11 protein-coding genes are annotated in these 15733 nt (G+C 43.1%); 6 read left to right on the top strand and 5 right to left on the bottom strand.

The features are described 5' to 3' along the window. Positions 1-655: 655 nt before the first annotated feature. Entirely contained in the window at positions 656-3151 is a 2496-nt protein-coding gene (locus F8S12_RS08805) for a beta strand repeat-containing protein (protein WP_196515929.1), read from the bottom strand. 91 nt (positions 3152-3242) lie between these two features. Between F8S12_RS08805 and F8S12_RS08800 the strand changes: the two genes are divergently transcribed. Then, positions 3243-3380: a hypothetical protein gene (locus tag F8S12_RS08800; protein WP_196515928.1), complete on the top strand. Its 138-nt coding sequence runs from the start codon at positions 3243-3245 to the stop codon at positions 3378-3380. Positions 3381-3600: 220 nt separating this feature from the next. Here F8S12_RS08800 and shc read toward each other — a convergent pair whose 3' ends face one another. Then, complete coding sequence (gene shc, locus F8S12_RS08795; protein WP_196515930.1) at positions 3601-5517, bottom strand: squalene--hopene cyclase; 1917 nt, start codon at positions 5515-5517, stop codon at positions 3601-3603. Between the two features lie 118 nt (positions 5518-5635). On the opposite strand from shc, the gene F8S12_RS08790 reads away from it, so the two are divergent. Together F8S12_RS08790 and F8S12_RS08785 are read left to right on the top strand one after the other, a co-directional pair. Further along, positions 5636-6889, top strand: a complete 1254-nt coding sequence (locus tag F8S12_RS08790; protein ID WP_196515927.1) for a glycosyltransferase — start codon at positions 5636-5638, stop codon at positions 6887-6889. Between the two features lie 232 nt (positions 6890-7121). After that, positions 7122-8486 carry a lipid-A-disaccharide synthase-related protein gene (locus F8S12_RS08785; RefSeq protein WP_196515926.1) on the top strand — a complete coding sequence of 455 codons (1365 nt, stop codon included), beginning with the start codon at positions 7122-7124 and terminating at the stop codon, positions 8484-8486. A gap of 184 nt (positions 8487-8670) precedes the next feature. On the opposite strand, the gene F8S12_RS08780 is transcribed toward F8S12_RS08785, so the two are convergent. Further along, complete coding sequence (locus F8S12_RS08780; RefSeq protein ID WP_196515925.1) at positions 8671-9393, bottom strand: response regulator transcription factor; 723 nt, start codon at positions 9391-9393, stop codon at positions 8671-8673. Between the two features lie 369 nt (positions 9394-9762). Between F8S12_RS08780 and F8S12_RS08775 the strand changes: the two genes are divergently transcribed. The 3 genes from F8S12_RS08775 (at position 9763) to F8S12_RS08765 (ending at position 12725) form a co-directional block, all read left to right on the top strand. Continuing rightward, on the top strand, positions 9763-9909 hold the full coding sequence (locus tag F8S12_RS08775) for a hypothetical protein (protein WP_196515924.1): 147 nt from the start codon (positions 9763-9765) through the stop codon (positions 9907-9909). Between the two features lie 319 nt (positions 9910-10228). Continuing rightward, the gene (locus tag F8S12_RS08770; protein WP_196515923.1) at positions 10229-11563 is read left to right on the top strand and encodes an ATP-binding response regulator; all 1335 of its coding nucleotides are present in this window, start codon (positions 10229-10231) and stop codon (positions 11561-11563) included. 37 nt (positions 11564-11600) lie between these two features. After that, the gene (locus tag F8S12_RS08765; RefSeq protein WP_196515922.1) at positions 11601-12725 is read left to right on the top strand and encodes a hybrid sensor histidine kinase/response regulator; all 1125 of its coding nucleotides are present in this window, start codon (positions 11601-11603) and stop codon (positions 12723-12725) included. A 379-nt stretch (positions 12726-13104) separates the two neighbouring features. On the opposite strand, the gene F8S12_RS08760 is transcribed toward F8S12_RS08765, so the two are convergent. Both F8S12_RS08760 and F8S12_RS08755 read right to left on the bottom strand, forming a co-directional pair. Further along, entirely contained in the window at positions 13105-14121 is a 1017-nt protein-coding gene (locus F8S12_RS08760; protein ID WP_196515921.1) for a FecCD family ABC transporter permease, read from the bottom strand. A gap of 782 nt (positions 14122-14903) precedes the next feature. Then, the gene (locus tag F8S12_RS08755) at positions 14904-15527 is read right to left on the bottom strand and encodes a 4Fe-4S single cluster domain-containing protein (RefSeq protein ID WP_196515920.1); all 624 of its coding nucleotides are present in this window, start codon (positions 15525-15527) and stop codon (positions 14904-14906) included. Positions 15528-15733 lie beyond the last annotated feature (206 nt).

The following is a 15733-nucleotide window of genomic DNA, read 5'->3' as shown; positions in this document are numbered from 1 at the left end:
GGGGGTAGGCTAGGCATTCTCCCAACAAACGTCATTTTTCAGCAGCCCTACATTTACATTTATGTATGGGGTTTGCTCCCTCTTGCCCCTCTTCTTCCCCCTGCTCTCTTCATTGTTCTCTACCTTCTGCCTTGCCCGTTCGCATAGCGTCGGCTGTATGTAGAAGAAGGGCAGATAAACAAATTAACTGGAAATCAGTCAGGATTATGTCTATTGACATTAAAATTACTGATTTAGCATGAGATGTTGTGGCCAATTATGTGTTATGTCATCCAAATATACTGTTTTAATAATTCTGTCTAAATCTACCTAAAGGTGAATGATATCTTCTTAAAAGCTGTTTGGGAAAGGGGGAGCAGGAGAGCAGAGTTTTTCTGCTTGTTCACGAAGATCAAAGCTTCGTTAATGGAGTTCTGAGGTGGGTTCACGAAGATCAAAGCTTCGTTAATGGAGTTCTGAGGTGGGTTCACGCAGTTCAAAGCCTCATTGAGGAAATATATTTTGGAATGCAACCCAAAATATATCTCCTCTGCCCCTCTGCCTCCCCTACTCCACCCGTTACGTATTACCTTCATGAAACGCATACGTGTAAAAACAGTGCTGTAGGAAGGTTTTCCTCTACTGCTGACTGAGTTCCAAGCTTGAAGTTTTGAGTTTAACGGGTCTGTGCTTGAACGATGAAGTCTGAGGCTATCAAAGTTGGCGCACCACTAAGAGTTGCAAATAAACCGCCACTGCCAAAACCAGCCGCGCTGCCATTTTGATTGTAGAACAACTGCCCACTTACAGCGTCATAGACAATTTTCGCCGTGCTAACCCCTCCTAAATTAGTGATTTTAAAATCACTGGCATTACTAAAACCCGTTCCTGCAACAGAAGCGATCGCACTAAAGGTAGTCTTATCCAGTACAATCTTGTCACCTTGGGAGTGTTTAAAGTCAGCGATCGCATCTATACCAACAGCAGCACTGGCAAAGGGAGCATTGGTATTGTAAAGGAATCTGTCAGCACCCGCGCCACCGACAAGAGTATCATTGCCAGCACCACCAATTAGAGTATCATTACCAGCACCGCCCCGCAGCAGGTCGTTGCCACTATTACCATCAATGATGTCGTTACCTGCCTGACCGTTGATGACATCAGCAGACTTGTCAAAACCTGTGATATGATTATTAAGGTCATTGAGGAAAGTGACGGTGTTTTTGTTGAAAATGCTAGTTTGAGTAGAGTTAGCATCAATCACATCAAAGCTGTCAGCAATACTGCTTTGCCCATCAAATAAGATATTGCCGAGTGCAGGTCTTGAAGAAGTTGCTGGCAGGTTATCCAGGTTTTCTAATTTGAAGTTTTGCAGAGTGACTTTGGTGTTAGCTACATTTTCAAAGGTGACTTCTAAGTTGTTGCCATTTTGAGCTAATTGCAGATTTCGGGCACTTAAGCCACTACCTGTAAATTGCAATGTGTCAACATTAGCAATTACTGCCGCTGATGGGTTTGAGCCTTTACCAACGCCACCAAAATCGGTGATGGTGTCATTGCCATCGCCAGGGCGAATAATAAACTTATCTTTACCGCCGTTGCCTGTGAGAGTATCGTTACCAGCTAAACCATCAATGATGTTGTTGCCAGATGTGCCTAAAAGAGTATCTGTACCTGGAGTTCCCGTCACATTAAGAAGACCGACCCCGATATTTGGCCCCCCAAACAATACATAGCTTTGTCCACCGCCAGAGATACCGTTGGGCGAGGCAAAAGGTGCGCCTATAATCAGGTCGTCAACGCCATCGTTGTTAATATCACCTGCATAACTAACTGAAAGACCTATAGCGCCATCTCCAGGAATGGTGAAGCCATTAGTGCCATTTAAGTCAGAGAGGTTAAGGCTGCCACTATTGCCGATATTGGTTCCCCCAAACACCACATACCCAGCATCAGCTGCGCCAATAATCAAGTCGTCAATACCATCAGCGTTGACATCCCCTGCATTGCTGATTGAGGAGCTTGAGAAACTATTCTCAGTAATGCCGTTAATAACAAAGCCATTAGTGCCATTCAAGTCAGAGAGGTTAAAGATGCCGCTATTGCCGACATTCGTCCCCCCAAACACTACATAGGTTTGTCCAGCTTGAGAGACACCGTTGGCGGGGGCACGAAATGCCCCAATAATCAGATCATCAATGCCATCGTTGTTGATATCCCCCCCATTGCTAACTGAGAAGCCTGAATCGTTACCCGCTGCAATGCCGTTAATGGCGAAGCCATTAGCTCCATTTAAGGAAGAGAGATTGAGGATGCCGCCACTGCCGACATTCGTCGCCCCAAACACCACATAGCTTTGCCCAGCATCTTCTTTGCCGTTCGGGTTGGCCTCATATACCCCAATAATCAGGTCGTCAACGCCATCGTTGTTAATGTCCCCCGCATTGCTGACCGACAAGCTTTCAAAGTTACCAATGCTGGTGCTGGTGATGGTGAAGCCATTACTGCCATCCAGGGATGAAGGGTTGAGAGTGCCGCCACTGCCCACATTTGTCCCCCCAAACACCACATAGCTTTTCCCATATGCCCCAATAATTAAGTCGTCAACACTATCGTTGTTGATGTCCCCCGCATTGCTGACAGACCAGCCTATGGTGTCAGCTTGATTAACACCGGTGATGGTGAAACCATTAATGCCATTCAGTTCAGAGAGGTTAAGAGTGCCGCTGCTGCCAACATTCGTCCCCCCAAATACCACATAGCTTTCCCCAACTTGACCGATGCCGTTACGAAAGGCAAAAGGTGCGCCAATAATCAAGTCATCAATGCCATCGTTGTTGATGTCCCCTGCATTGCTGAGTGATCTGCCTAAAGAATCAAATTCAGCAATGCCCTTGAGAGTAAAGCCATTAGTGCCATTCAGGTCAGAGAGGTTGAAGATGCCGCTATTGCCAACATTCGTTCCCCCAAATACCACATAGCTTTGCCCAGCGAGATCATTACCGTTGGGGGAGGCATTTGGAGCGCCAATAATCAGGTCGTCAATACCATCGTTGTTGATATCTCCTGCATTGCTGACTATGTAGCCTGAACTGCTACTGCTATCAAAGCCGTTGATAACGAAGCCATTAGTGCCATTCAAGTCAGAAATATCAAATGATGAATTAGCCATGATTTTCTCCTATGTTTGTTTTTTGTTCGTCAGGGAGTGGGTTTCAGGGTTCTAAACTTGAAGTTCTGTGTTTCAAACTGAAACTATTGTTATGAACTGCGAAGTAGAAATTGTTCGATCGCTATTTCTAAAAAATGTCTCAACACAAATCAGTACAACTACGGGCTTTTATATGGAATTACTTAATCAGGAAAAGTGCGATGTCTACGACGGGCTACGCCTACGCTAACTATTTACTAGCTACATTTCTGCTTGTTAGTCTATATTGCTTTTCCAACTGTCACAATCGGTTATTTCTGAACTTTAAGAAAAACACACATACTATTTATACAAAAAATATTTTTTATAGTGCATAGATACTTAAAAAATGCGCTTTTATATGGAATTTCTTAATCAAAGAATACGCAGTAGGGGCGAACAATGTTATGCCCCTACCACAGCAACCAGTATTAACCTTTTTTAATCACTGTTTGATAGCGACCTAACGCAATTAAAGGAAAGTATTGTTGATAAAGGTGATACTTGAGATAAAAATGGCCAGGGAAACCAGTCCCGGTAAAGTCGGACTCAAACCAAGTACCATCCGGCTTTTGAGTTACTACAAGGTAGTTAATTCCCTGCTCAATGGCATCAAGAGCTAATTTACCCGTTGCTTCACCTGCTGCTATTAACCCAATTAAAGCCCAAGCGGTTTGAGATGCAGTACTATTTCCTTGTCCTTTGAGGCTGGGATCATCATAGCTGCGGCAAGTCTCGCCCCAACCACCATCTGGGTTTTGACATCCTACTAACCAAGCGGCTCCCCGTTCTATACTAAGTTTATGCCTTTGAGGATCAATTAACGCTAAGGCTGAAAGGACGCTGCTAGTACCGTAAATATAATTTACACCCCAACGCCCAAACCAACAGCCTTCGGTTTCTTGTTCATGCTGAAGATAAGTAAGCGATCGCTCTAAATTATAAGTGTCAATTGACAGGTCGCAACCACCAAGCATTTCTAGAACCCTAGCAGTAACATCTGCGGTGTTTGGATCAATCATGGCTTTCAAATCGCCGTATGGGATGGAGTTTAGCCAATCTTGATCGTTGTCCAAATCAAAGGCAGCCCACCCGCCTAGTTTACATTGCATGGATGCAATCCAATTTAAGGCGCGAGCGATCGCAGCCTGCTTGATTTTTTCATTAGGGAGTTTCGCTAAATGTAGCGCCATCACCACCACAGCCGAGTCGTCTACATCTGGATAAAAGTTATTGTCAAACTCAAATGCCCAACCTCCTGGTTGTCCCTGACAATTTTTGACAGCCCAATCTCCATAATCCAGAATTTGTTTTTGCAGTAACCATTCTCCAGCCTTTACCACAGCCGGATCATCTGGTGCAAAGCCAGATTCTACTAAGGCACGCATCACCCAAGCTGTATCCCAAACGGGTGAAACACAAGGCTGGACTCGGTAGCTATTTTCTGTTTCAATGGCAAAGTTATCAATTGCTTGCAACCCTCTTTCTACAATGGGGTCGCTTGGGTCATAATCGAGACACCGCAAAGCTAGCATTGAATTTAACATCGCTGGAATAATGCCGCCCCAGTCGCCTGTAGCTTCTTGCCGCTCTAAAACCCACTTTTCGGCAGCTTTGATGCCTTCTTCACGAAAGGGTACTAAATTAAGACTTTCTGCCAACTTAAACCCATCATCAAGGGTAAGGAATAAATCTGTCCAATCGTTACTCCGAGGCAATTCCCACTGGACTTGATCAACACCTTCAACGTATAGTTCATCTAAATTGATAGTTGGGTCGGTGATAAAAACAGGTTTGCGATCGCATACAATCAGCAACGGCACAGTACTAGAACGCGCCCAGCTAGACATGTCGTAGATATTCACAGGGAAAGCTTTGGGCAACAGCATCACCCAAGGAGGTAGTGAGGGGATACCGCGCCAGTTGTAGCAGCCAATCAAAGCTAGGTGCAACTTGGTAAAAATCCGAGTTTTGCTGATACCACCGCGTTGGAGAATAAACTTACGCGCCCGAATCATCGCCGGATCGCTTGCTGGTATACCTAGCAATCTCAGCGCCATGTAAGCTTCAACCGAGGTGCTAAGTTCTCCGCCATCACCATAAAAAAGCTCCCAGCCGCCATGCTGCCGTTGCTCTTGACGCAGATAGGCTGCAATTTTGTGTAAGGGTCTTGTTTGGTCTGTTCCCCAAATCTTATGCAGTAGGACGACTTCAGCAGTAATGGTGACATTAGATTCCAACTCTGCCCACCAATAACCTACAGGATTTTGAATTGAAAGTAGATATTTTTGGCTAGCTGCGATCGCTTCTGCGATTTGATTGACTTTTACCCTGTCTTGTGTTTGCATCAAATACTATTCAACCTCAACACCCAGTTATGAACACGGTAATACAGTAAGGAAAAAAATTTTCCTCTATCAGCAGACATAGTATTCTGTCTGAGTCACTAATAATTTGCAATAGGTCATGGATGTAATTGTATTAGGATTAATGTTTTTATCCTTGACAATTTGGTTGGGATTACTGTGTTTTCGGGGACAGTTTTGGCGAACAGACCAGCAATTAGAGGTTGCAGAAACTCAATTACAATCGTTACCTGTGGTTTGTGCGGTGGTTCCAGCCCGTAACGAAGCTGATTTGATATCAACCACGTTGCGATCGCTCTTACTCCAAGACTATCCTGGTTCTTTCAACGTGTTTTTGGTAGACGATCGCAGCACGGACGGTACAGCAAATTTTGCCGAAGGGGTTGCACACGCTGTAGGTAAACCTCAGCAATTGCATATTATTACGGGCGAATCACTACCTCCCGGTTGGTCGGGCAAACTTTGGGCAGTTGAGCAAGGTATAAAAAGCGCTAGTAAATTTGCACCTGACTATTTTTTGCTGACCGATGCAGATATTGAACATGATCCTAGTAATCTCCGCCGACTGGTTGCTAAAGCTGTACAGGAAGATTTAGACATGGTTTCTGTAATGGTGCGACTCAGGTGTGAAAGCTTTTGGGAAAAACTTTTGATTCCGGCTTTCGTCTTTTTCTTTCAAAAACTCTATCCCTTTCGCTGGGTGAATAATCCCAACAATCCCACAGCCGCCGCAGCTGGGGGATCTATTCTGATCGCCCGTGAAGCTTTAGAGCGAATCGGTGGTATTCAAGTCATTCGCCAAGCTTTAATTGATGATTGCGCCCTAGCTCAGGCTGTTAAAAAGAGTGGGGGAGTAGGGAGTAGGGAGTGGGGAGTGGGGAAGCAGGAGAGCAGGAGAGACAGCCATGCCCAATGCCCAATGCCCAATCAAGGGCGTATCTGGCTAGGGTTGAGTACTTTAACTCGTAGTTTGCGTCCCTATGACTCGCTGGCGATGATTTGGGATATGGTTGCTCGTACTGCTTATACCCAACTGAATTATTCGCCCTTACTACTGCTGGGAACTTTGGTAGGCATGATTTTAATTTATATAGTTGCACCTGTGAGTGTGATTTTGGGTGCATTTTGGGGCAATTGGGCGATCGCATTTACAGGTTTATTAGGATGGTTGTTAATGTCCTTGGCTTACTACCCAACGATCCGTTTTTATAAATGTTCTCCCTGGCTAGCATTTAGTTTACCAGCGATCGCTTTTCTCTATACTCTGATGACTCTAGACTCAGCACTCCGTCACTGGCAAGGGCGCGGCGGCGCTTGGAAAGGAAGAGTTTACCCTAATCCAGATAATTTATAGTTCAATACAGTTCAGATAAGACCAAAACATTTGTAGAGACGGCGATTTATCGCGTCTCAAAAACCCGGCGATTTATCGCGTCTCAAAAACCCAAAATTTTGTACCAGTAGCCCTTAACCCAAGCGTATTGATTTATAGTTGGCATAAAATTGAATTTCAAAATTTGAATCAAGAAGCAAAAGACCAACTATAATTTGGCATTCTTGATTTTAATTTTGATGTTTTGTTTCTTATGAGTAATGTATCTCGGTTATCTCTAGCTTCTAACTCACAAGCTACAACTTCTCCCTTGCGGTTACTTGTATTAAGTAATGGTCATGGGGAAGATGTAATTGCAGTTCGGATTTTGCAAGAACTCCAACGACAATCAAACCCACCAGAAATATTTGCTTTACCTCTGGTGGGTGAAGGACGTGCTTATGAACAGTTGGATCTCCCCTTCATCGGTTCAGTCCGCACTATGCCTTCTGGCGGCTTTATTTATATGGATGGACGCCAATTAGTGCAAGATGTACGCGGTGGTTTATTGCAACTTACCCTCAGCCAGATTAGAACTGTCCGCCGTTGGGTGAGTTCTCAAAAAAAATTAGGTAATAAAAGAGCAATTTTAGCTGTGGGAGATATTGTGCCCCTGTTGTTTGCAACTTTCAGTGGCGCTAATTATGCTTTTGTGGGTACGGCGAAATCTGAATATTATGTGCGGGATGAAGCTGGATTATTACCACGGAAATCGAAAAGTGCGCGTTGGGAAAACTTTTCTGGTTCAGTTTACCATCCTTGGGAACGTTGGTTAATGAGTCGTCGCCATTGTAAGGCGGTCTTTCCTAGAGATGCGCTAACGACGGAAACATTAAAACAATGGCCAATTTCAGCTTTTAATTTGGGTAATCCCATGATGGATGGTTTAGAACCGACCTTTTCACGCCAACAATTTTATAGTCAGGATAGCCAACAGAAAGAGACAGTTCGACCTTTTATGGTGACTCTTCTTCCTGGTTCCCGTCCGCCAGAGGCATACACCAACTGGGAAACAATTATGATTGCCGTATCTGCGTTAATGGCAAGTTTCCAGGAGCGAAATTCGGTGTTTTACACTTCTGGCAAAGTAATATTTCTAGGTGCGATCGCTCCTGGTTTAGACTCTAATATTTTATCCCAAAGTGTGCAATCCCAAGGCTGGCGAACTGAATCAGCATCTCCTATCCAACTTTCTGATCCAAATATATTGACATTTAAACAAAGAAATGCTTATATAATGCTGACACAACAAGCTTATAATGACTGTCTGCACTTGGGAGATTTAGCGATCGCAATGGCAGGTACAGCCACAGAACAGTTTATCGGTTTAGGGAAACCTGCGATCGCGATTGTTGGTAATGGGCCCCAATATAACCCTGCCTTTGCTGAAGCTCAAAGTCGTCTTTTAGGATCATCTTTAATTTTAGTCGAGCAGCCAGCAGAAGTTGCCAATATCGTACAGTCCCTTTTCAAAGATCCTGATATTTTGCAAATTATTGCCGAAAATGGTATGCGACGTATGGGTAAACCAGGAGCCGCACTACGCATTGCAGAATGTTTACAGGAACGATTGGGTTGAAAGGGTATTGGGCAAACAGTTCCAAGTAAAGAAGTGAGATTTCCCACCCAGCACTCACTACTCACTACTCACTACTCACTACTCACTACTCACTACTCACTACTCACTACTCACTACTCAGCACTCAGCACTCACTACTCAGCACTCACTACTCAGCACTCACTACTCAGCACTCACTACTCCCTCAAGCTACTAGCCCAGAACGTAATGCCCTCACAGCAGCTTGGGTACGGTCATCAGCACACAGTTTATTTAGAATATTACGAACATGGGTCTTCACAGTACCAACTGTAATGTAGAGTTTCTCGGCAATTTGCCCATTGCTGCACCCAGCGACAATCAACTCTAAGATTTCCAGTTCCCGTTGAGTCAGAGGGTATGTTTCTAAAACTTGCTCGTATTCTGACGCCAGCGCCTCAATTTTTACAGTCTTCGGCTTGTCAGAATTTTGGCTTTCTCCAGGAATACCTTGCCGCATCTTCCGCAATACCACGTTGGCAATTGCCGGATCAATCCAAGAGTTACCGGCGTAAGTCGCTTGTATAGCCTCAGTTAATTTACTGATACTTGTTTCTTTCATGTAATAAGAATCAGCACCCGCCGCGAAAGCTGCAAGTACAGCATCCTCTGTATGATCCATTGTCAGGATGAGAATTTTCGTTGTGTTTTGCCCAGTTTCAGCTTGGTAGCGTTTGAATTTACGGGTAAGTTCAATACCATCCATGTCAGGCAAGCCAATATCTACAACAGCTACATCTGGCTTTGCCGTTTCCAAAAGTTTTAGCCCTTGGGTAGCATTTGCTGCTTCGCCAATTACTTTTAATGCGCTGTGAGACTGTAACGCCGCTCGTAGCCCCATTCGCGTTAAGTCGTGATCTTCAATTAAAATAATGCTAATTTCATTCATGGCTACACTCACTTTTACGCTATTTGCATCTTTCAAAGTATTACCTTCTTCTAAGTATTACCTTTTGTAAGCGCTATCTATTAATTTTTCCATACCAAAGATAGATGATATCTTAACCAGCGTGCATCCACCGATAGAAATAATAAATACCCTATTTTTTAGCATTTAGATAGAGGGCAAATCTAGCTGGAGATATATGGATACTTGCACAAAAAGGATGAAATATTGAAAAGAATGCCAAATTGCTCCTCCTTGCTCACAAGTTAAATCCATCAAAAATTAAAAAAGTAGACAACTAATCTTTACAATACCAGAAATTTTGTAAAGACTTAGTATTCTTCCTAAAAATCACGAGAAGGTCTTTATAATTTGCCAAACAGTGGAAGTCCGCGATCGCTAGGAAAACCTAACGTACATCTGGCCATCATCAAAAAAATTGTTGAAACTCAAGGAGGTAAGATTACTTCAGATTTACAAATAGGTGCAGACACTAGTTTCTTATTCACCTGGTTGTAAGCAATTTTATAGGTAAAACTGCTTAAGCTTATGGGACACAATAACGGTGTGCAACTCTTACCAATGGGTGACGACGGTCGTTGACTCACTCATTTACAATTAATTTAACTTTATTAGAGGATTTTATTTTACTTGTGCTATTCGACAATTGAGTGGAGATGATGGTAGTTATCAGTAAATATTGGATATTATGCAAAATGCCTTAGTCAATCAAGTTACAGATTTTAGATATCCGAAAATATTATATTTTTTAGTTGGATAATCTGAAAAAGAGAAATATTATACATCAACCTATGTTTAGCGGCGAAAATAAAAACCGATGGAAGAGACGCTGAAAATTTTGGTTGTAGACGATGACGAAGAAAACCGGATGGTAGTCCATTCTGCTCTAACTAAAGCAGGTGTTCAAATGGAACTGTCTGAAATAGGCAATGGCAAGGATGCGTTCTCTGCCTTAAGCAACACTGCTTATGATTGTGTTTTCCTCGATGATCGCTTACCAGATCAGGATGGGCTAACCTTGATTCAACAGCTACGTTCTTCAGAAATCAAAGTTCCTTTAGTAGTCCTAACTGATGAAGAAGATGAACAAATCGCTGTTCAATTAATCAAAGCTGGTGCTACAGACTGTCTTTCTAATTCTAGGATATCTCCAGAAACCTTAGCACAGGTATTGCGGAATGCAATTCGGATTTATCGAGCTGAAATGCAGGCAGCTTTGGCAAACCAGCAGTTCAGAGAAAGTCAAGAACAACTCATTCGTCAGAACCAAGAATTAGAGAGACAACAGCAACAGATTCAAATGCAAAACTTCAAGTTATTGGAGGCATCACAGCTAAAATCGCGTTTTTTGGCAACTATGTCCCACGAACTCAGAACACCGATGAATGCAATTATTGGTTTTTCGCAAATGCTGTTGCGTCCCAAGTTTTGTCAACTAACTGACCAGCAAGCAGACATGGTTCAACGCATCCTGAATAATGGGAAGCATTTGCTGATGCTGTTGAATGAAGTTCTCGACTTTTCCAAGCTGGAAGCAGGACAACTAGCCTTAAAGGTGGAAAGATTTAATGTATCAAGGGTAATAAATCTCGCTGTAGATGAAATGCGTTCTACAGCTGAGGCTAAAAATATCTCATTGTTGGTGCAAACAGACTTGCAAAATAGTTTGGTATTTAATGATCCAGTTCGTGTAAAACAGATTTTAATTAACCTCCTCTCTAACGCAATTAAGTTCACCGACTCTGGTGAGATTTGGGTTGAGGTTAAGGAACTACCTGCAAATCGAGTAGCAATTATCGTTAGGGATACAGGTATTGGCATAGCACCAAAAGATTTCAAACATATTTTTGAAGCATTTCGGCAAGTCGATCAAAGTATGACTCGCAAATATACAGGTACGGGTCTGGGTTTGGCAATTATAGATTCGCTAGTGCGAATGATGAATGGTAAAATTTTTCTTGAGAGCCAATTAGGGTTCGGTTCAATGTTTAGAATTGAATTGCCACGTCAAATAAAATTACCAGATGTAGCAACCGATGCTCAGGCTTCACATTTGGATAGTGGCGGGGTTTTTTATTCTGTTAAAAATCCGCATCACTCATCTTATCAATTTAGTAAAGCATCAATAGGATATCCTAAATTTAAACTATAAATTACTTCCAAAAAAAACTGATAAAAGTTGATAAATTATGTCTGTAGTTGAAAATAATAAAATTTACCGTATCCTCGCCGTTGACGATACTCAAGATAATCTCATTTTGGTTCAAGCAATTTTAGATAATGAGGGTTATGAAATTGATTTGGTTTCAGATGGGATAAAAGCTTTACGGCAAATTGAACAATCTCCACCCGATCTGATTCTGTTAGATGTGATGATGCCGGGGATCGATGGTTATGAAGTCACGCGTCGCATTCGGAAGAACCCCGCTATTAGTTATATCCCAATTTTACTGATTACTGCCTTTCACCAATCCAGTGTTGTCGAAGGTTTGGATGCTGGTGCTGACGATTTTATTCGCAAACCATTTGATACTGATGAACTACTGGCAAGGGTGCGATCGCTGCTGCGTCTTAAGCACAGTTTGGACGAACAACAAAAAATGGCTCGCCAACGGGAAGACTTTGTTTCTCGTTTGACTCATGATTTGCGAACTCCTTTAGTAGCCGCCGATCGGATGTTGAGTTTGTTTGAGATGGAAACATTCTGCAAAATTTCGCCGGAAATGAAACAGGCGATCGCAGTTATGATTCGCAGCAACAAAAATTTGATGGAAATGGTAAACACCCTCCTAGAAGTTTATCGCTTCGAGGCAGGTAAAAAAACATTGAATTGGGAAGTATGCGATTTACGTGAGATATCTCAAGAAGTAGTTAGCGAACTAAGTCCTCTAACGGGTGAAAAAGGGTTGATTCTAAAAATAGACACCCGTGAATTAGACCCACTGAGTAAAAACGCTGGGATTATTATGGGCGATCGCTTGGAATTACGGCGGGTGTTGAACAATTTGATCGCAAATGCCATCAAATTTACAGATACAGGAGGCATAACAATCCGCATTTTTGAAACATCACCTAATCCAGAGAATCAAGGTTCGGTAACAATTGAAGTAGAAGATACAGGATATGGGATTGCGCCAGAAGATCAGGTAACAATTTTCGAGCGCTTTCGCCAAGGTAGAAATAAACGCTCCGGTAGTGGCTTAGGACTACATCTATCCCACTGGATTGTAGAAGGGCACGCAGGAACCATCCAGGTTGTCTCTGAACTAGGTAAAGGTAGTTTATTCACTGTGCAACTACCTAAGAACACTTAAATTCTTCTCTTTCACCTTCATCTTTCTCTGCGAGATGCTCCGCGATCGCAATGACTAATCATCACTTTTAACTCAATACGCTTGGGTTAAGGGCTACTGGTACAAAATTTTGGGTTTTTGAGACGCGATAAATCGCCGTCTCTACAAATGTTTTGGTCTTATCTGAACTGTATTGACTTTTAACTAGATGATTGCAAAATAAACATTAACATTATGCGGTTATTGCATTAGTACGGATTTCCCATAACTTCACAGATGCGATTCTAGTATGTGGGAATAAAGATGGATACCCCTGGTCAACACCAGGGGCTTTTTATGGGGTTTGCTTCCCCTGCTCCTCTTCTCCCCCTGCTTCCTCTGCTCTCTTCGGTCTATCCACTCAGAATTTATTAAACCCAGCAGAACGACGATAAAGTAACCAGATAAACAGGGGTGAACCTAGTAAGGCGGTGACGGAACCTACTGGTAGTTCTACTGTTCCTAGTCTAGAGAGTAAATCTGCAAAAGTCAGTAACCATGCACCTGAAAGAGCGGAAAGTGGCAAAACAAAGCGGTGATCTGTACCAACGATGAGGCGGACACCGTGGGGGACAATAAGACCAACAAAGCCAACCAAGCCACTGATGCTAACTGCACCTGCGGCTAATAAAGTGGCGATACCACCAATTAATAGGCGCGATCGCGTCAACGAAACCCCTAAACTCACAGCTAAATCATCTCCCAAAGCCAGGACGTTTAGCGATCGCGCCAGCAAGCATCCCCCTATTAATGCAACGATGATATAAGGGCCAGTTGTAGTAATTTCTTGCCAACCCCGCCCGTTGAGACTACCAACCAGCCAACTGAGGGCAATTTGAATTTGGCCATCTTCAGCTAAAAGCAGCAATGTACTTTGTACAGCACCAAATAAAGAACTTACCGCCACTCCGGCTAAAATTAACCGCTCAACCGAAATTCCCGACCCCGCGCGACCAAGTAAAATTACGATCGCTGAAGTTAAAATGGCTCCCATCCACGCTGCTAAAGGAATCGCTACAGGGAATATTTGCCACACGAGCATGAGAATGACAATTAATCCTGCACCTGCTGAAATGCCCAAAATAAATGGATCGGCAAGACTATTACGTAACATTCCTTGCAACAGCGCTCCTGACATTCCCAAGGCTGCGCCGACAATCAGAGCAGCTGTAATCCGGGGGAGACGCAAATCCCAGAGGATTGTTTGTTTAATCGGATCACCTTTGCGAAGCATGGCTTGCCAAAATTCCGACATACTCAAAGGTACTGCTCCTTGAGAAAGGGACAGCGCTAGCGTAACCACCAGGGCTGTACCCAGAATTAAGACAGCCCAGAGTACGCGGTGTTTAATAAAAATTGTCTGAAATGTTTTAGTCAAGTTCTAATATTTATATTGATATCGTTAGCATAAGATAACGCGCGAGTAACAATAAAAACCTGATTTTGAACTTAAAAACTTAATTTTGAAGTTGAAAAACCTGATTTTCGAGTTAAAAACTTAATTTTGAAGTTAAAAAACCTGATTTTGAAGTTGAAAACTTAATTTTGAAGTTAAAAAACCTGATTTTGAAGTTGAAAACCTGATTTATTTAATCTAACTTGAATTAAACCACGTCTATCTTGAAACCTGTAGTTCTTCTGTGATCAAAAGGATTTGCCCTCATCCCCCAACCTATCCCCCATATCTGGGAGAAGGGGAGCCGGAATTTCAAAGTCCCTCTCCCAGATATGGGAGAGGGATTTAGGGTGAGGGCGAAAACTATGGTTCTCAACTTAGATGAGGTTTAGTTGAAAAACTCCCCCCTTTTTAGGCTGTCTAAAAGGTTGTTTGAAAAGTCTACGGTTGTATTGAGATCCCCTAGCCCCCCTTAAAAAAGCTACGGTGTACACACAAGTCGAAAAAAGCTCGATTTCTCATTATTCTCTCGTTCCTATGCTCTGCATGGGAATGGCTGATTAGGGGCTGCTGCCTCCAGTTAGACATTGAGCCAGAGACTCAATGAAGGCATTCCCAGGCGGCAGCCCAGGAACGAGGAAAGCCTTATTAAGTTAGGTTTTTAGGACTTGTGTGTACACCGTAGCCTATAAATAAATTTATTTGCTCTGAAACCCTTTTAGCAGGGGAAATGAGCGTATTTTTCTCCCCTGCTCCCCTGCCTCTTACGTCAACTCCAGCCCACCTTGATAACCAGTGACAATGCGGCTACCATCTTTGAGAACATGAACCTCAATCTGGTCGCTAGCCCAGGTAATCTGGTCTTGAAAAGCTGGGTTTAACACCCGAACCCGTTGATTGCTAGACGAAACTGGAGAGTTGGGAGAATTAATTGCCAGAGATTGGACAAAAGGCCCGTCAATCAGGATATCGAGTTGTTCTAACAATGCTTGAGAACCTGGTGGCGCTGATTGAGACTGTAGCTGCTGAAGAGTGAACCCAGTAAAAGACATTACGTTTAACCCAGCAGCTTTTACCTTACGAGCTAAAGATGCTAGTGCAGTTGCTTGCCAAAACGGTTCTCCACCAGAGAAGGTTACACCCATATTGCGGGGATTGTTGAGAATGTTCTCGGCAAGGGCATCAACAGCAATCAGTTGGTTAGCCTCAAATGACCAAGAGGCAGGATTAAAGCAGCCAGGACACTCACGAGGACAACCTTGCACCCAGATAACTGCACGACAACCAGGGCCGTTGACTTCTGAATTATCAACATAACCCATAATGTTGAGATAGCCAGGGGGAATTTCCATGAGTGCTAGCGATGGGTCATTTGGCTTAGTTTCCATCTCTTTAACTCCTTTTAGCCGTTGCCTGTTAACCGTTAACTATAGCGGAGTCCCATAATTCCTCACATGAGTAATAGGTTGTTTGAAAAGTGTTTCGCTGTGACTTTAGGCACTTTTAGATCCCCCCTAACCCCCCCTTAAAAAGGCTACGGTGTATACACAAGTCTAATTACCCCCCTTAATCCCCCCTTGTAAAGGGGGGAAAC

The sequence above is a fragment of the Nostoc sp. WHI genome, assembly GCF_015714725.1.
GTDB lineage: Bacteria > Cyanobacteriota > Cyanobacteriia > Cyanobacteriales > Nostocaceae > Nostoc.
Note: the sequence above shows the minus strand (reverse complement) of the source record. Positions and strands in the feature narration are given on the sequence as shown.